Origin of the sequence: Mariniphaga sediminis (assembly GCF_003573545.1) — a bacterium.
In the GTDB taxonomy this organism is placed as follows: Bacteria; Bacteroidota; Bacteroidia; order Bacteroidales; family Prolixibacteraceae; genus Mariniphaga; species Mariniphaga sediminis.
On record NZ_QWET01000009.1, the window covers coordinates 180678 to 199308 of the forward strand.

Sequence of the window (18631 nt, forward strand, 5' to 3'; positions counted from 1 at the left end):
GCTCATCAATTTATTGCCCTGCTGCCGAGTTTGTCCGATAAAAACTTCTCCACGCGCTTCAGGTTCATATATTTCGACTGCTCTTCAATCACGCGGTCAAAGTTGTTTTCTTCCGAAGCAGCATCAATGGATCGTTCAATCTCTTCCATCATCAACTTGATCCTGCGTAATTTATATTCATATATAATTCGGGGCACCAGGTAATCCAAAATCTCTTCCTCCTTTTCGGTAAATGCACCGGCTTTTGTCCACCGCTTGCTTTCAATAAATTTTTCTGACAGCAGGTCGGTAGCCAGTTTACTCACATCAGCATTAGCATGGTATACAAAATGTTTCCATGGATCGAACTGCTCATTATCAAGGTTTTCTTTTACATCGTAAAAAATTTTCCGGAACAATTCATTCTCCGGAACCAAATCGTCGTTTTCCAACTCTTCCACCATGTATTCACCGACCTTCACCTCATGCACTTCGTTGGGATTTTCTCCTTCTTCCTCAAAAATTACCGTGTTGCAATGTTTTAAAAGAAACCGAAGAAATTCCAATTCTTCCACCAAAAAATCAGAAGTTTTTGCTTCTTCCTGAGGCGAACCGGAAGGGCTGGTTTGCTGAGCGACGGGTGTTTCCCGTTGCCTGCGCATTTCCCTATTCCTGAAATCCTCGTTCTGCTTGTATTTTTGTTTTCTAATTTCAGTATATAAAATTTCTTCACTCACCCCAAGCAGCCTGCTACACTCCTTGATGTAAACCGACCGGGTAATGGTATCGGGGATTACTGCCACCGACCGAATAACATCAGAAATAAGCCGCGCTTTGGCCACCGGATCTTTTTCGGCATCTTTCAGCAACAACCGGGTTTTAAACTGAATAAAATCCGTTTCGTTTTCCCGGATGTATTCGAGGAAGCCGCTGGCCCCTTTCATCTTTGCAAACGAGTCAGGATCTTCTCCCCCGGGAAGCAACAAAACTTTCACATTCATCCCCTCTTCGAGTACGAGATCGATACCCCGTAATGAGGCTTTTATTCCGGCTTCGTCTCCGTCGTAAATGATAGTGATATTGGACGTAAACCGTTTTATCAGTCTGATTTGTTCCGAAGTAAGCGCAGTTCCCGAAGAGGCCACCACATTTTCAATACCTGCCTGATGCATGGAGAGCACATCGGTATAGCCCTCCACAAGGTAACATTTTTCAGACCGGGCTACTTCACGCCTGGCCTGAAAAATACCATACAAAACCTTACTTTTATGGTAAATCTCCGACTCGGGTGAATTAAGATACTTGGCCGCTTTAGGATCATCTTTCAGGATGCGGCCGCCAAATGCAATCACCCGGCCTGCCAGGTTATGAATAGGGAACATAACCCGCCCGGCAAAACGATCGCGCAGCCAGTCATCACGCTTAATGGTTAACCCGGTTTTTTCCAGAAATTCGATTTTGTAGCCCTGCCTTTGAGCAGCCTCAGTAAAAGGCACTTTGCCATCCGGACTGTATCCCAGTTCAAACTTTTTCAGGATGTCGTCGCGAAATCCTCTTTCACGGAAATAACTCAACCCAATGGTTCGCCCCTCATTTTCTTCCCAAAGTGTACGGGTAAAATATTTTTGAGCAAATGCGGAAACAATCATAAGGCTTTCGCGCTCATCCTTCAATTGTTTTTGCTCCTCGGTTTCCTCTTCTTCGACCACCTCGATGTTATATTTTCGGGCCAGCCATTTTAGCGCCTCCGGATAACTCAGGTTTTCGTGCTCCATGATGAAGTTGACCGCATTCCCGCCTTTCCCGCAGCCAAAGCATTTAAAAATACCCTTGGCCGGCGACACCGTAAAAGAAGGTGTTTTTTCATTATGGAACGGACATAATCCCAACATGTTAACCCCACGCCGACGCAGGGTCACAAACTCAGAAACCACGTCGGAAATGTCCGCAGTATCCAGAATTCGCTGTATAGTGGAATGATCAATCACGACTACAAATGTAGGGATTTTGGGTGGAGAAAAGATGCAGATTCAAAGGCCATACAAGGAAAATTTCGAGAAACCGGCCAGTAAGAATGGTAAAAGACTCAAGGTAAAATACTAAATTGGTTTTGCCCCATTAAAACAATTACTTAACCTTACGAAGCACAAACAACTAAAGCTTGTGATAAACCCGTTTTTACTGAATTCTGAAAAAACTCGTTTACCTCAATTAGCGAGTTTTCTATTTTGAAGAATTCTTTATGCCCAAAACAATCAATTATTGCCAGCAGTTTATCTGAACAAACTACTGGCAATAATCTGCAGAACTATTTTCTTTACTTGATTCCCAACACACCTTACCAGCCGGTTCTTAATCCATTAAAATCCGGCCAATATCACCGATAGGAGATTTTAGAAAACTCCGTTGGGAACGGCATTATGGCAATTCGATAATTTTAATGTTGCGAAAATGAATTTCAGCGCCTTCTGATTCGAGACAGATATACCCTTTCTTTTGCGACGACTTGCTGATACCATTTACAAATTTTCCGTTAACCGATAATTTGACAGTTCCGTCCACGCACACCACCTCGTAAGTGTTCCATTCCCCTTTGCCTTTACAACGGTTTTCCACGGACTTGCTTCGTTTGCCCCGTGGGTTATCGGGAACAATCTCTACTCCGCCCACTCCAAAAACTTCGCCATGTACATAAGCAATGGGAGGTTTCTCTCCGTTTCGGATGTTTTGGTTCACCCAGTCGAGCTCCAACATTTGTACTTCTACCCCGTTGGGCAAACGATTTTCGCCCGGTTTAGCACTGCTCCAAACAAAAGTACCTGAATTTCCACCGGCTTCCATGTGGCGCCATTCAATGTGCATGATAAAATTCTCGTACTCTTTTTCACTTCGGATAACGCCTATGGGATGTCCGGAACATTTCAGGATATCCCCGTCCTTTTTCCAGGTATCCACTTCTGTATTGACCTGGTACCATTTAACAGGTTCTCCTTTGACTTTTTTCGCATCCAATACGTTTTGCCACTGAACCTCCTTGCCAAAAACAGTTACCAGCTCCTGGGCGGAAATACCCAGTACTCCTACCATAAAAAAGGCAAATACTACAATTATTCGTTTCATCACATTATACTTTCAAAAAAACTAACTAGCTGTATTTGACACACCTGCCAACGGAATTTCCTCTTTTATTCCCGGCACAGGACCAAAGGTGTAGGTCTTTGGACCGAGATACAAATCGGAATTTAAAATTTCTTCCCAGGTAACATCTTTACCAGTGTAAGCAGAAATCCTTCCCATAATAGTCACAAGGGTGGAGTTCACCTGTGCTTCGGCATCATTTACAGGATTGCCGGTACGGATGGCTGTAACCAGATTGATATGTTCCTGTACAAACGGATTGGTTACATTCCATTCAGAAGTAGTATCTCCTTCTTCCGGATAAGGATATTCCCAAATTACATTCCCTTTGTAATCAAACAGTTTTCCTGCAGCGTCAGCGTAACCTTTTGTTCCGTTAATTTGCTGCACTTTTCGGTTGGTACAACCATTTATCTGACGGGCAGCACAGTGTGTACGCAACCCGTTTTCGTAAAGGTATTCAATGCTGAAAAAATCGTATTGGTCTCCTGTGACCCTGCGTTGGCGACCGCCCCAGCCAATTGCCCGTTCCGGGTTTTGCCCGAGGTGCCAGTTCATCACGTCAATTTCATGAATAAACTGTTCGGTAATGTGGTCTCCTGAGAGCCAGCAAAAATTCACCCAATTGCGCAGCATGTATTCCATATCGGTCCATTCGGGCTGCCGGCTCCGGTACCAAAGTGCTCCCCCGTTTCGGATGATGTTGGCGCCCGTAATTTCACCAATTTCTCCGTTAGCCACACGGCGTTGTGTTTCCATATAATCTTTTTGTACCCGGCGAATGGTACCGCTTACCATACTCAATCCTATAGCCTCTGCTTTTTTGGCCGAAGCCATTACCGAACGCGCACCCTCCGGATCAACAGCAATGGGTTTTTCCATAAAAATGTGCTTCCGGGCATTCACAGCGGCCTCCACATGTGCCGGTCTGAAATGAGGCGGCGTGCACAACAGCACCATATCAACCCCTGAGTCAATTACTTTTTCGAAACTGTCGAATCCAAGAAAACAATTTTCATCGGCAATTTCCACATTGCGTTCTTCTTTTAGCTTTGCCCGGCAGTTGTCTATCTTGTCCTGAAAAACATCGCCAAGCGCTGTAATCTGAAGATTGGGCCCTGCATCGAGAAAATTGATAGCAGCCCCGGTACCACGCCCTCCGCAACCAATCAGTCCGGCTTTTATAACCTTCCCGTCTGGAGCCTGGTCAAGTAGTTTTGGAAGCTGGATTTCCTGTTTTTTTGAATCGGGGCCGGAGCACGAGGTCAAAATTCCGGCTGCGCCAAGTGTGCCAAGAGCTGTTTTAGCAATGAAATTTCGGCGGTCAATCGCCGGTTTAGTTCCCATGATGTATGATTTTCTAATAAATTGAACAATAAAATTCTTAAAGACAGCGCGCTAATTTATCGAAAAGATCTTACTTTTAAAAATCCACACTGCCCAATCACAGCCTTTTTGGAAGAAATATTTTAACACTAGTACTGTTTTTATCCGGCTTTTACTCAGCCTGAAACATAAATTAGGTGTGGAATTAAAAAAAATCAAAATCAGAGGTTGGTAAAATCCAAATGAAGTTGTATTACTAATAAACACTATTTTAGGAAATGGATTATTTGCAATATAAAAACAGAATAAAACAATTTTTGGAAGGGACCCTCTCCGGAACGGAGGAGATTAAACTGCTGGAGTGGATTAAGCAGTCTCCGGACAATAAAAAATATTTCCATTATTTGCAATCCTCCCTTGGCGAAGAGGTGAAACGACGCCAAAATAAAGTAGTTACTTTGCGCTGGCAACAGTTGCTTGAACGCATTGAACCTGAGAAAAAAACCAAAAATCCATTTACACATACTTTAAAAAGATATTACCACTTGACTGCCCCGCTGGCTGCTGCATTTGTCATCGGGTTTATCATTGCGGGAGTGGTACTTTGGAATGTGACAAAGCCGGCAAAACAGGCTGCGATACAACAAAAAATAACTGCCCCGCACGGAGCGCGCACTCAATTTACATTACCCGATAGTTCATTGGTTTGGTTAAACTGCGGGTCGGAACTTCTGTTTCCTTCACACTTTGAAGATAAAAGGCAAATTCGCCTGACAGGCGAAGCCTACTTCGAGGTAAAAAAAGGAAAATCGCCCTTTGTGGTTTCAACTGTTTACGGCGATGTAGAAGTTAAGGGCACCTCATTTAATGTAAAAGCATACCAGGATGATTTTTTTGAAACAACCCTCGTAAAGGGCAAAGTGAATGTGCTGACAGAGAAAGGGAATGGGGCAGCCCTCCGACCTGGGTACCAGGCAGTTTATACCCCTACAGGTTTCAAGGTAGATAAGGTAGAAACGGAACTGTATACGTCGTGGACCGAAGGCCGGCTCATTTTCAGAAAAGAAAGCCTGCCCCAAATGGCCAAACGACTTGGACGATGGTACAATATAAAAATTGAACTGGATGACGATAAACGCCTGGAAGATATTTACTATACCGCCACTATTGAGATGGAATCTTTCAGTGAGGTATTGAACCTGCTGAAAGTAACTGCCTCCGTAGATTATACATGGGATGAAGAAAACCGGGTGATTAACCTTTTTTACCTGAAATAAATCAATCAATAATAATTTTGCCTATGACTTAAAAAAACCAAAACAATGCGACTTTAGAATCAAAAAGAGGCAGAACTGATCCTTCTGCCCCTTTGGAATTGAATTAAAACAAGTTTATTAACTCAAAATGTAAATTTATGAACAAAAAATGGTTTTCCCATGGCATAGCACCATGGGTGCATGAAAATTTAAGAAAAATGAAACTAACAATTTTTATTTTGTGCATTTCAACTCTGACATCCTTAGCCTCTTTGAGTTATGCACAATCTAAAAAACTCACGGTGATCGGACAAAATGTCAAGGTAATTGAAATTCTGGGTGACATTGAGGATCAAAGTGAATTCCGATTCTTTTTCAGCAACGATGTTGATGTGGACAGAATAACATCTATCGATATGAAAGATAAGATTGTTTTTGAGATCCTCGACGAGCTGTTTAAAGGCACCAATATAAAGTACGAAGTGTATGAACGTCAAATTGCACTGGTAGATAAATCCGACAGCTTTTTTAACCGGAATTATGTACAGCAACAAGGGGACATGCAACAAAACACAGTTTCAGGAAGGGTAACTGACTCCGGCGGTCAACCTTTACCCGGTGTAACGGTTGTGGTAAAAGGTACTACCCAAGGGACGGTGACCGATGCGAACGGCGAATATACCCTTTCCACAATCCCGAAAGACGCGACATTACTATTTTCATTTGTGGGCATGCGGACACAAGAATTAGTTGTTGGAAATCAAACGAGCATAAATGTGGTAATGGAGGAAGAGACGGTTGGTATTGAAGAAGTAGTTGCGATTGGCTATGGTACTCAAAAAAAGGAAAACCTTACAGGAGCTGTGTCTCAAGTAACAGCAGAAGTCCTGGAAAGCCGTCCTATTGTTAATATCGGGCAAGGTCTTCAGGGAACCATTTCTAACCTTAACATTACTCAAACAACCGGTACTACAGGCTCCGGGGCATCCTTTAACATTCGGGGCTTTGAATCAATAAATGGAGGGGAGCCTTTAATTTTAGTAAACGGCGTCCCAATGGATATTAATCTTATTAATCCAAATGATATTGAAAGTGTTTCTGTTCTTAAAGATGCGGCTTCTGCTGCAATTTATGGTGCCCGTGCTGCCTATGGAGTGATTCTTATTACAACCAAAACAGGTAAAAAAAGTGATAAGCCGATAATTTCGCTGTCTGTAAATTATGGGGTAAACGAACCGGTATTAAAGTTTAAGACTTTGGATGCAATGCAGCGTATGGAGTACATGAATTCTGGCTCCATGAGGCAAAATGGCACTCCATATCCTCAGTTTGATGAGCTAAGAGCATCTCTTTTAATTGCCCACTATAATGATCCTGAAAATAACCCGGCTGTGAGTCCGAATCCAGACAGTCCAAATACATTTCTTTACCACGGCAATACCGATTGGCCCAGCCTCTTATTGCGGGATTATATGCCTCAACAGCAATACTCAGCCACGGTATCAGGTGGTTCTGATAAATTTGACTATTACGCATCTCTGAACTATCTAAACCAAAAAGGTATTCCTAAGCAGTTCGACGAAACCTACGAACGCTACAATTTTATGACAAATCTAAATTTTGAGGTTTTTAAGTGGGCGACTATTGGCACCAAAATATCTTTTAATTCCAGCGAAAAGTATTTTCCTCCCAACCATAGAGCAAATCATCATGATGAATATACGTCCGGTTTTCAGTATCACCAATGGGCAAATATTCCACCTTACGACACCAATGGGAACTATTATTCAGTAGGTTCTGTTCCCAACATGATACAGTTTCATAAGGAAGCGGGTTATCGGTCAAGAAATATTGATGATTTATGGTTGACCGGCAGTGCAATCCTTACTCCCGTTAAGAATATGACTTTTAATGTTGATTATTCAACTAATTTCAAACACCAAAACGATGTCAGCACCTGGAGAAAACTTGAAATGTATTTTGTGGATGGGACTGTCAGTGGATATTTCCCTTACACCAATCCGAGCCAGGCAACCAAGGGACATTATAAGACCAGGTATTATACTTTTAATGTTTATGCTGATTACGAAAATACCTTTGGCAAGCACAAAGTTCTTGCAATGGTAGGGTTTAATCAGGAAAATCAGAAGTATGAGTATATTGAAGCGCGCAGGGACAGGTTAATGGTTGAAACCATGCCGTTTATGAACTTAGCCTATGGAGAAAAATATACATGGGACGGGGCGTCAGAGTTTGCAATTAGAGGTGCATTTACACGCGTAAATTACAATTATGATAACCGTTATTTATTCGAATTTAATAGTCGGTATGACGGTACCTCAAAGTTTCCTCAAGCTGATCGATTTTCATTTTTCCCATCTGCATCAGTTGGATGGCGTTTAGATAATGAACCTTATCTGGGCAGGCTGAAGAATTCATTCGATATGCTAAAAATCAGGGCATCATATGGAAATCTGGGCAACCAGTCCGTAAGGGAAAATTACCCTTATATAGCAACGTATAGCTCTGGGCAGGTTAGCTTTATGATGAACGAGGAGCTTCCAATGACACTTTATGCCCCAGGCCTGGTAAGCCCGGCACTTACCTGGGAAACAGTTGAGCAATATGATGTTGGAGTTGATTTGGCAATACTAAACAACAGATTAAATGCAACTTTTGATATTTATCAGAGAAATACAAAAGACATGTTGACCAAGTCTGCCACATTACCGGCTGTTTTAGCAGTTTCTGAGCCAAGGGAAAATGCTGCCGATTTAAAAACTACAGGTTGGGATCTTTCCATAGAATGGAGGCAACGGAATGAAAAACTAAAATGGGGAATAAAACTTTTATTATCTGATTATACTTCCAAAATTACAAAATTCAGTAATCCTGTAGGAATTATATCTGATTATTATGTAGGTAAGAATATTGGTGAAATATGGGGATTTGTAACGGAAGGTATTGCCCAAACAGACGAAGAAGCCCAGGCATTAGATATGACAAATATTGTAGGGCTTCAGAGAGGAGCGGGAGATCTGATTTTTAAAGATTTAGATAAGGATGGCAAAATCACCTACGGTAAAAGCACTCTGGATGATCCCGGGGATAGAAAAATTATCGGAAATAATACACCACGTTACAGTTTTGGGGTAACTTCAAACATAGAATGGAAAGGTTTTGATCTGAACATATTTTTCCAGGGGATTGCCAAAAGGGATTATTGGCTTAATGGAAGATACTGGCTTAATGGTTGGAACGACGAATGGACTGCCCACAGTGCAGTCATTGCTGACTGGTGGACTCCGGATAACACTGATGCATTCTTCCCAAGACCTTCTATTACAGGAGGACGGGATGTTCAGCAGGCTCAGACCCGTTATTTGCAGAATGCTGCCTACTTAAGGTTAAAAGACTTAACATTAGGCTATACAATCCCGGTGAATCTGACACAACGAGTAAAAATAGATAAGGTAAGGGTATTCTTTTCAGGAAATAATTTATGGGAAACAACAGGTATATATAAATATAAAATGTTAGCAGATCCTGAAATGACTAATACTTATCAAACTCCTATAAACAGAACATATTCTATCGGAGCAAATATTTATTTCTAACCCAGAAAAAATTAATGTTTTATGAAAAAATTATTTGTTATTATAAGCCTTTCATTATTTATCGCTATGGCATGTAACGATGAATATTTGGAAAAGATCCCATTAGACAGCGTAAGTGATGCTGATTTTTGGAAATCAGCATCAGACATAGCCATGTATGCGAATCAATTTTATCAATATTTAGATCCTCCTAATTTTTTGTTCCGCTCAGGCCCAGATAACGATTCGGATAATCAGGCTCCGGCAAACCGCCGTGCACGTAGCTGGAATGAATACACTGTTCCGGCATCCGGAGGAGGTTGGGGCAAAGGAGACTGGCTGCCTATACGCAGATGTAATTTTGCCCTTGTCAGGATTGAAAATATGGAAAAGAGTCCCGAAGTCTTAAGATATGAAGGAGAGATAAGATTTTTTAAAGCATACTTTTACCATAAAAAAGTAAAAGATTTTGGCGATGTGCCCTGGTTTGATAAAGATTTACAAACAGACTCTGAAGAACTTTATAATGCAAGGGATTCCAGAGAAGTGGTTTTCGCCAACTTGCTGAAAGATCTGGATTTTGCCATTGCCAATCTGCCCGAAGAATCTGCCACTGGGCGCCTGACAAAATATGCGGCGCTTACTTTTAAGGCAGAGGCATGTTTATACGAAGGCACATTTAGAAAATATCACGACCTTGGAAATTTTGAAGAGATATTAAGAGAAGGGGCTAATGCTGCCGAAGGTGTGATAAACTCAGGAGCATTTGAGCTATATAGTACCGATAATCCTCACAATGATTATTTCGATTTATTTGTTCAGTATGAATTGAAGGGAAACCCGGAAGCCATAATGATCCAACGTTTTATTAAAGGATTGCACACACATGATGATGTTCGTCAATTAGGTGAGCAACAAACAGGTTATACCAAGGATTTTGTAAAATCATATCTTTGCGAAGACGGTTTGCCTACTTCTTTGAGTCCTCTGTACCAAGGCGATGAAGAATTTATGGATGAATTTCAAAACAGGGATCCCCGTATGAAACAATCAATCTATACCCCCGATCGTCCATACAGAATATATCAGGATGGAGGAGAAGAATACCTGGACATGCCTGAGTTTGACAGAAATTACTGTACAACTGGATATTACATCACCAAAGGATATTCCCCTTATGAAGCGGACAGGGTGCAATGGCAGTGCGACATTGATCGTTTTATTTTTCGTTATGGAAAATTACTGGTTACCTATGCTGAACTCAAAGCAGAATTAGGAGAATGCACACAGGAAGTGCTGGACCAAAGCATCAATGTACTTAGAGACAGGGTAAACATGCCTCATCTGACTGTGGATGTTAGCTTTGTGGATCCGGATTGGCCGGTTTGGGAAATTCCGGTATCACCTCTTATTAATGAGATTCGCCGCGAACGCCGTATCGAAACCTGTGCAGAAGGTAACAGATGGGATGATTTGGTTCGATGGAAAGCTTGTAAGAGACTCGAAGATTCTCTCACGTATAAAGGAGCACGCGATCCTAATGATAATAACAATTATAGAATCGTGTATCCCGGCTTTACAAGAACATGGGATAACAAATTGTATCTTCTCCCAATACCAACCCAGGAAATAGCTCTAAATCCAAACCTGGAACAAAACCCGGGCTGGGAATAAAAAAGTATCAAATAACTTAAAGATTGGCGAAAAACATAGCCAATCTTTAAGTTAGTAATCAAACAATTATAAAGGGTAAAAAATGTCTAATAAAATAGAAGGTTGGAAAATCTTAATAGGAATTTATCTGGTTTTATTATCAACTAATACTTCTTTTGCTGTTAATCAGAATCCTCACAAACTTTATGTCGGCTGGTCAACAAAAAGCATAACTCCCGATAAACCTGTTGCCCTTTCCGGTCAGTTTGGGACCAGAATCAGCAGGGAAATAATGGACTCCGTAACATGTACTGCAATGGCCATTGAGACAAGAAATGGTGATGAAAGTATCGAAACAGCCATTATGGTATCTTGTGATCTTGTGGTAATTAGAGGAGGCCTTCTTAAAAAAGTGACAGGGCTATTAAAAAAAGAATTACCCGAATTTAATTCAAACAAATTAATCTTAAATGCCACGCACACCCACACCGGACCTGTACTGACGGAAGGTAGGTATGAAATACCCGAAGAGGCGATTCAGCCTGCAGAATATGTAAAATTTGCAGCAGAACAAATTGTAAATGCCGCCGTTGAAGCCTGGAAATCCCGCAAACCTGCCGGGATGAGTTGGGGACTGGGACAGGCAGTGGTGGGAAACAACCGCCGGGCAGTTTACTTTTCCCCTGTTCCAAGTGGTTTTGGAGAGGGGACAGCAGTAATGTATGGAAAAACAGATCGGGTAGATTTTTCGCATATAGAAGGCTATGAAGATCATGGTCTGGAAATGATGTTTTTTTGGGATGAGCAGAAAAAACTTACCGGTATGGTATTAAACATTGCATGTCCTACACAAGAGACAGAGAGTCTGACACAATTGTCTGCCGATTTTTGGCATGAGGCAAGGGTTGAATTGCATAAACGATATGGCAAAGATGTTTATATTTTACCACAGGTTGCCGCAGCTGGTGATATTTCCCCCCATTTACTGTGGAGGAAGGAAGCTGAAATGGAAATGCTTAAACGAAAAGGGATAAATCGCAGGCAGGAAATTGGGCTTCGCATAGCAAACGCAGTAGATGAAGTATTCCCTTACGTTCAGGACGATATAAAAAATGAAGTTGTCTTCAATCATCTATATGATGAGTTGTTTTTACCTGTACGCAAAGTTACCAAAGAGGAGGCAGATCAGTCTGAAAAATTGGCTAAAGAGCAACCTGACCGGGCATCATGGCACAGAGGAATTATTGACAGATATAATAAACAGGATAAAAATCCATATTACCCGGTAAAAGTAAATGTTATGCGACTGGACGATGTTGTTTTTGCAACTAATCCTTTCGAACTTTTTCTTGATTTTGGGTTGAGAATTAAAACTCGTAGTGACGCTGTTTTAACTTTTGTTGTACAGCTTGCAAATGGAAACGGAACCTACGTCCCTACCGCTAAAGCTGAAGCCGGGGGTGGCTATTCTGCAATAGTACAAAGCAATTCTGTGGGCTCTGAGGGAGGACAGGTACTGGTTGAAAAAACAGTTGAAATGATCAGCAAAACAATGAAATAATCTAAAACAATAATCATGAAAATAAAATCAATATTTATTCTTACAACAAAAAATATGGTATGTGCCAGCCTACTGAAAGCTTGTATATTTACACTGTTGTTTTTGTTTTTTCAGATAGAGAGTATAAGTAATATCCTAATCCCCAAACAGGACAATACTCCCTCCAAAACCATACCCTATACCCTCCCATGGGACGATATGCCCATTGATTTGTCTTTCATTTATGAAAAAGAAAAACCGGCAGGAAAGCATGGCTTCCTAAAAGCGGTAGGCGATAAATTTATTTTTGAAGATGGGACTGAAGGAAGATTTTGGGGCACCAACTTCAACAGCGCTCAAATTTTCCCTTCGCACCAACATAGCGAAAAAGTAGCAAAGCGACTGGCAAAAATAGGGGTTAACATAGTCAGATTCCACCAAATGGATGGAGAATGGTCCACCCCAAATATATTTCAGTTTACCAGAGGAGAAAATAAATCCAATACACAAAGCCTTGATCCTGAAAGCATGGATCGTCTTGACTACCTGATATATAGTTTGAAAAAGGAAGGAATATACGTTTATATGGATTTGTTAACCTACCGGAGATTTGAAACAGGTGACGGCGTTGTAGCTGCCGACAAATTGGGTGATGCTGCAAAACCATATAGCACATACAACAGAAAGTTAATTGAATTACAAAAAAGATTCAATTATGATTTATGGACTCACATAAACCCGTATACAAAACTGGCATATAAAGATGAGCCTGCGATTGTAATGACTGAAATTACGAACGAATGTGATTTATGGTCACAAAATGTAACTGTCGAACCTTACAGAACAGAACTGGAAGATTTATACAGAACCTGGGCCGACAAGAATAAAATAAAAGTAGGTAACGGGAAGCTGGAGTTTAACAAAAAAGACATCAATATTCAGAAGTTCTTCATCGATGTAACTACTGATTATTATAATGAAATGATTGAGCACATGCGGGAAATAGGAGTGAAGATTCCTATTGCCGGCACCAACTGGACAAGAAATGCCGCCCATTTGACTGCACAGGTAGTGGCAGATTTTACCGATTCCCATGCCTATTATTATGATTTTGGACTGTGGAGAGATGGAAGCAAACGGTTTATGAATGAGCCAATGACTGGCAACACAAACAATATGCTTCCCGGATTGGCATTTTATAACGTACAAGATAAGCCATTTTTTGTTTCTGAATGGGATAATCCCTGGCCTAATGAGTGGAGGGCTGAAAGTTCTTTGTTAATGTCTGCTGTGGGAGCCATGCAAGGCTGGAGTGGCTTTGCTATCCATACTTACAGATATACCCTGGATGAAGATGTTGATATGATAGCCAAGCCCATCACCGGGGAAGCACTAAATGGAGTCTATTACAGAGGTGGATTGTTTGATACATTCAATGACCCTGCTAAGTTTGGATTGTTTTATCATGCTGCACTAATAATAAGAAGGGGTGATTTCAGACCTGCAGAGAAAACTGTAAATATAAAATTAGACGACTTGCTTTCAAGGCACGGGAAAGCCCTTTTGCTTACCGCAGAAAAGCATAAAGTAAAGAGTGTCCTTCCCGGAATGGTCAGTAAGGGAGATATAATTGTTCATCCTGATGAAGCAGTGGTTGATCCGGAAAAAAGGGAGGTACTTTCCGATACCAAGCAACTATACAGAAACTTAAACAAAAAAATAGGATGGCTTGATTCTCCTAAAACAAAAGCAGTATATGGTTTTGTAGGAAAGGAAGGTGAGATAAAATTAAACAAGGTAAACTTTGAGATAAAAACAGATTTTGCCACTGTTGCAATCAGCTCTTTGAATGATGCTCCCATTAGCTCTTCGGATAACATGCTCCTGACAGCTGTGGGCCGGGCCGAAAATACCAATAGCAAGTATAACAATGAACATACCCAAATACTTGACATTGGCCATGGTCCTGTCCAGGTAGAAGTAATAGAAGCTGCCATTGAGATTACCACTGATAAAAAAAATCTGCGTGTAATGTCTGTCAACCCGCAGGGAATGATTACCGGTTATATGCCTTCAGAATACAAAGAAGGAGTGTTCAGATTTGAAATTGGAAAAGAATTCCAGTCAATGTATTATTTGATACAGGAACTGTAAAAATCTAAAATTGGCATAATGAACGTACATCTTCTATGCAAAACATTATTCTACAGTATTATTTTCTTTTTCCTGATAAGCTGTAAAGAAAAGGAAGTTGACAATTCATCTCAAATGTATATTGGATGGGCATCTGAAAATACGACACCTAATGTTCCTGTTATTATTCACGGACAGTTCCATGCCAGGGTATCAGAAGGGATTATGGACCCTGTAACGGCGACTGCTCTTGCAATTGAATCCATTGATGGACAATCTTCTAAAAAGGTAATACTAATAAGCTGCGACTTGGTTTTTATTACGGATGAACTAAGGGATGCCGTAAGAAAACGTGTAACAGAATCATTACCGGAAATAAAACCCGAAGAAATAATTCTTAATGCCACTCATACCCACTCCGGCCCACAATACTCGGCCAGCAGAGAGGTTATAAAAGAGACTACTGATAATATTACTCAGACGTCAAATATAAAAAGCACTTATGGCATTGAACTGGAAGCAATGGAGTTCTCAGATTGTTTGGATTTTTTAACAATAAACATAAGTAAAACTGCCAAACGGGCCTGGAAGAACCGGAAACCTGGGGGTATAAGTTATGGACTGGGACACGCTGCGGTGGGGAATAACCGCTTGCAATCAGGTGTTTCAGGAAAATCTCAAATGTATGGTAATACAAACAGGAAAGATTTCAGTCATATTGAAGGCTATGAAGATCATTCGGTGAACCTGCTTTTCACCTGGGATAACAAAAAAAACATTACAGGTGTTGTGGTAAATTTAGCATGCCCATCGCAAGTTAGTGAAGGTGATTATTTGATAAGTGCGGATTTTTGGCATGAGACCAGAATTGAGATTAAGAAACGGATTGGAGAAGAGCTTTTTATCTTACCACAGTGCAGCGCTGCGGGAGATCAGTCCCCACATCTTATGATAGAAAAGAAAGCGAAAGAACGTATGCAACAGCTTATGTTTCCGGGAACTGAATCAGGACGAAATAGCTCAGGCCGCAGAAAACAAATTGCAATGCATATTGCAGACGCTGTTACCTCAGTCCTTCATTATACAAAAAACAATATCGAGTGGAATCCCATTTTTGAACATAAAGTAGAGACAATAGAAATTTCCCGCAGGCTTATAGAGATTGAAGATGTCAATAATGCCATGAAAGAGGCTAAAGAGTGGGAAAAAAAGTTTGAAAAGATGCTTTTTGATATTACAGAAAATCCTGAGATGAAGGAAAAGCCGAGGTGGTACCTGGAAATAACCAGAACACACAGACTGATGCTGAGAAGTCTGGGTGTTAAGGAGCGCTATGAAAAACAAAAAATGCAACCAAGGCTTCCCATAGAAATTCATGTTTTACGGATAGGTAATATTGCTATGGCTACAAATCCTTTTGAATATTATGTGGATTATGGAATGCAAATAAAGGCTCGTAGCCCTGCCATACAAACCTTTTTGGTTCAGTTGGCAGGGAGTGGTTCTTATGTTCCTACAAACCGTTCAATTTCCGGGGGCGCCTATGGAGCAGTTCCAACAAGTACTTTAGTTGGCCCTGAAGGAGGTTATGAACTTGCAGAAGAAACCTTGAAACTGATAGATGAAGTGTGGGAAAAATAATTGATATAGGAAAGAATACCTGATGTTTCTGGTACATAGATTATAAGGCAGGCAGTATTCATCTAACTGCAAATTTAATCGATTGTTGCCGTTCCACATTTGCCCATAATACCACAACTTGATATGTGTCAACAACTAAAAAAAGAATACAGGTAGTCCAAAACCATTAGTAAAATATAAAAATCATGAGTAAAATGTCACTTCTCAAAATCCCCAAACCTGGAATTTTAAAAAACTCTTATATCAAAAGAGGATTCTTTGTTATTCTTCTTTTTCTATCAATATTAGAGATTAATGGAGTAAATAATTCTCTTCATTCAGAAAATAATCTGAATGAACAGGGAGGGCCTGAAAGGAAATCAGTTCCGTATACCCTCCCCTGGGATGATATGCCCATTGATCTGTCTTTTATTTATAAAAATGAAAAACCCGCAGGGAAACATGGATTCTTAAAAGCAGAGGGAGATAAATTTGTTTTTGAAGATGGAACCGAAGCCCGCTTTTGGGGAACCAATTTCAACAGTGCACAAATATTTCCTTCTCATGAGCACAGCGAAAAGGTAGCCAGGCGACTAGCCAAGATTGGGGTCAATATCGTAAGGTTCCATCAAATGGATGGGGAATGGTCCACTCCCAATATTTTTCAGTTTACCAGAGGAGAAAATAAACCCAATACACAAAGCGTTGATCCGGAAAGCATGGATCGCCTTGACTACCTGATATATTGTCTAAAAAAAGAAGGGATATATATTTATATGGATTTGTTAACCTACCGAAGATTTGAAACAGGTGACGGTGTTTTAGCCGCCGACAAATTGGGTGATGCTGCAAAACCATATAGTACATACAACAAAAAGTTAATTGAATTACAAAAAAAATTCAATCATGATTTGTGGACTCACATAAATCCGTATACAAAACTGGCGTATAAAGATGAACCCGCTATCGTATTGACCGAGATAACCAATGAAAATGATTTATTTACCTATCCGAGATATGCGGTAAAGGATGAACCTTACAGAACAGAACTAGAAGAACAATACAGGAAATGGGCCGCCAGCAAAAAAATAAAGATTGGTAATGGTAAAGTTGAATTTGATCCCAGAGAAGATATTAACATAACAAACTTCTTTATCGATGTTACTAAAAATTACTACAATGAAATGACTGCCCATATGCGGGAAATAGGTGTAAAGATTCCTATTGCCGGCACCAACTGGACAAGAAATGCAGCTCATTTATTTGCTCAGGCAGTCTGTGATTTTACCGATACCCATGCTTACACATCTGGCGGTGGAGGATGGCGGGACGGAACCGGGAAGTTTGGAAATAAACCTAATGTAGGCTCTACCAATAATATGTTACCCGGGTTGGCATATTACAGAGTACAGGATAAGCCATTTTTTATATCGGAGTGGGATAATCCCTGGCCAAATGAGTGGAGAGCAGAAAGTTCAATCTTAATGGCAGCGGCAGGCTCTTTTCAGGGATGGGGCGGTTTTACCATACATACTTACCGGTATACTTTGGATGAGGATGTTGATATGATCGGTAAGCCTGTTACAGGAAAAGCGTTGAATGGTGTTTACTACAGGGGCGGCGTATTTGATACATTTAATGATCCTGCAAAGTTTGGGTTATTTTACCATGCAGCCCTCATTATGAGAAGAGGTGATATAAAACCTGCCGAAAAAATTGTAAATATAAAAATCATTGATCCTCTGGATGGTCGTGGGAAAGCCCATCTTTTAACAGCAGAAAAGCACAGGACTGAGAGTGTTATCCCCGGAATGAATTGCAAGGGAGATCTGATTGTCCGACCCGACGAAGCGGTATTAAACATAGAAAAAGGCGAGGTACTCTCTGATACCAAAGAACTTTACAGAAACTTGAACAAAAAGATAGGTTGGATAGATTCACCAAAGAGTAAAGCGGTTTATGGCTTTATTGGCAAAGAAGGGGAATTGTCACTGAACGATTTTAAAGTTGACGCAAAGACAGATTTTGCCACTGTAGCTATTAGCTCGTTAACCGATGAGCCTATTAAAAGTTCAACAAACATGCTCCTGACAGCCATAGGGAGAGCAGACAATACCAACAGCAAATACAATGAGGAGCATACACAACAATTAAATCCCGGTCATGGTCCAATTTTGATTGAAGTGATAGAAGCTGCGATAGAGATTACAACGGACAAGAAAAATTTACGTGTAATGTCTATAAATCCGCAAGGAATGATTACTGGTTACATGCCTTCTGAATATAAAGATGGAGTATTCAGATTTGAAATAGGTAAAGAATTTCAGTCAATGTACTATTTAATACAAGAACTATAACCACGATAAAACACTGTATGCCACACAACCAAA

At 40.6% G+C, this 18631-nt stretch carries 10 protein-coding genes; 7 read left to right on the forward strand and 3 right to left on the reverse strand.

Annotation, left to right across the window (positions count from 1 at the left end):
- Positions 1-5: 5 nt before the first annotated feature.
- The 3 genes from dnaG to D1164_RS13845 form a co-directional block, all read right to left on the reverse strand.
- On the reverse strand, positions 6-1967 hold the full coding sequence (dnaG, locus tag D1164_RS13835) for a DNA primase (RefSeq protein WP_119350586.1): 1962 nt from the start codon (positions 1965-1967) through the stop codon (positions 6-8).
- Positions 1968-2397: 430 nt separating this feature from the next.
- Positions 2398-3099, reverse strand: a complete 702-nt coding sequence (locus tag D1164_RS13840) for a 3-keto-disaccharide hydrolase (protein WP_119350587.1) — start codon at positions 3097-3099, stop codon at positions 2398-2400.
- A 21-nt stretch (positions 3100-3120) separates the two neighbouring features.
- On the reverse strand, positions 3121-4464 hold the full coding sequence (locus D1164_RS13845; protein ID WP_119350588.1) for a Gfo/Idh/MocA family protein: 1344 nt from the start codon (positions 4462-4464) through the stop codon (positions 3121-3123).
- 257 nt (positions 4465-4721) lie between these two features.
- Between D1164_RS13845 and D1164_RS13850 the strand changes: the two genes are divergently transcribed.
- From D1164_RS13850 to D1164_RS13880, 7 genes are all read left to right on the forward strand, one after another.
- Positions 4722-5720: a FecR family protein gene (locus D1164_RS13850; protein WP_119350589.1), complete on the forward strand. Its 999-nt coding sequence runs from the start codon at positions 4722-4724 to the stop codon at positions 5718-5720.
- Positions 5721-5917: 197 nt separating this feature from the next.
- Positions 5918-9316 carry a TonB-dependent receptor gene (locus D1164_RS13855; protein ID WP_172594462.1) on the forward strand — a complete coding sequence of 1133 codons (3399 nt, stop codon included), beginning with the start codon at positions 5918-5920 and terminating at the stop codon, positions 9314-9316.
- Positions 9317-9337: 21 nt separating this feature from the next.
- Positions 9338-10969: a RagB/SusD family nutrient uptake outer membrane protein gene (locus tag D1164_RS13860; RefSeq protein WP_119350591.1), complete on the forward strand. Its 1632-nt coding sequence runs from the start codon at positions 9338-9340 to the stop codon at positions 10967-10969.
- A gap of 82 nt (positions 10970-11051) precedes the next feature.
- Positions 11052-12509, forward strand: a complete 1458-nt coding sequence (locus D1164_RS13865) for a hypothetical protein (RefSeq protein ID WP_119350592.1) — start codon at positions 11052-11054, stop codon at positions 12507-12509.
- 15 nt (positions 12510-12524) lie between these two features.
- Positions 12525-14642, forward strand: coding sequence for a glycoside hydrolase 5 family protein (locus tag D1164_RS13870; protein WP_119350593.1), 2118 nt, complete (start codon positions 12525-12527; stop codon positions 14640-14642).
- Between the two features lie 18 nt (positions 14643-14660).
- On the forward strand, positions 14661-16262 hold the full coding sequence (locus D1164_RS13875; RefSeq protein WP_119350594.1) for a hypothetical protein: 1602 nt from the start codon (positions 14661-14663) through the stop codon (positions 16260-16262).
- A 194-nt stretch (positions 16263-16456) separates the two neighbouring features.
- Positions 16457-18598, forward strand: coding sequence for a glycoside hydrolase 5 family protein (locus D1164_RS13880; RefSeq protein ID WP_119350595.1), 2142 nt, complete (start codon positions 16457-16459; stop codon positions 18596-18598).
- Positions 18599-18631: the final 33 nt, after the last annotated feature.

Excerpts from the sequence above, each read along its gene's own strand:
- D1164_RS13840 (WP_119350587.1), bottom strand. The coding sequence starts at position 3,099 with ATGAAACGAATAATTGTAGTATTTGCCTTTTTTATGGTAGGAGTACTG.
- D1164_RS13845 (WP_119350588.1), bottom strand. The coding sequence starts at position 4,464 with ATGGGAACTAAACCGGCGATTGACCGCCGAAATTTCATTGCTAAAACA.
- D1164_RS13850 (WP_119350589.1), top strand. The coding sequence starts at position 4,722 with ATGGATTATTTGCAATATAAAAACAGAATAAAACAATTTTTGGAAGGG.
- D1164_RS13855 (WP_172594462.1), top strand. The coding sequence starts at position 5,918 with ATGAAACTAACAATTTTTATTTTGTGCATTTCAACTCTGACATCCTTA.
- D1164_RS13860 (WP_119350591.1), top strand. The coding sequence starts at position 9,338 with ATGAAAAAATTATTTGTTATTATAAGCCTTTCATTATTTATCGCTATG.
- D1164_RS13865 (WP_119350592.1), top strand. The coding sequence starts at position 11,052 with ATGTCTAATAAAATAGAAGGTTGGAAAATCTTAATAGGAATTTATCTG.
- D1164_RS13870 (WP_119350593.1), top strand. The coding sequence starts at position 12,525 with ATGAAAATAAAATCAATATTTATTCTTACAACAAAAAATATGGTATGT.
- D1164_RS13875 (WP_119350594.1), top strand. The coding sequence starts at position 14,661 with ATGAACGTACATCTTCTATGCAAAACATTATTCTACAGTATTATTTTC.
- D1164_RS13880 (WP_119350595.1), top strand. The coding sequence starts at position 16,457 with ATGTCACTTCTCAAAATCCCCAAACCTGGAATTTTAAAAAACTCTTAT.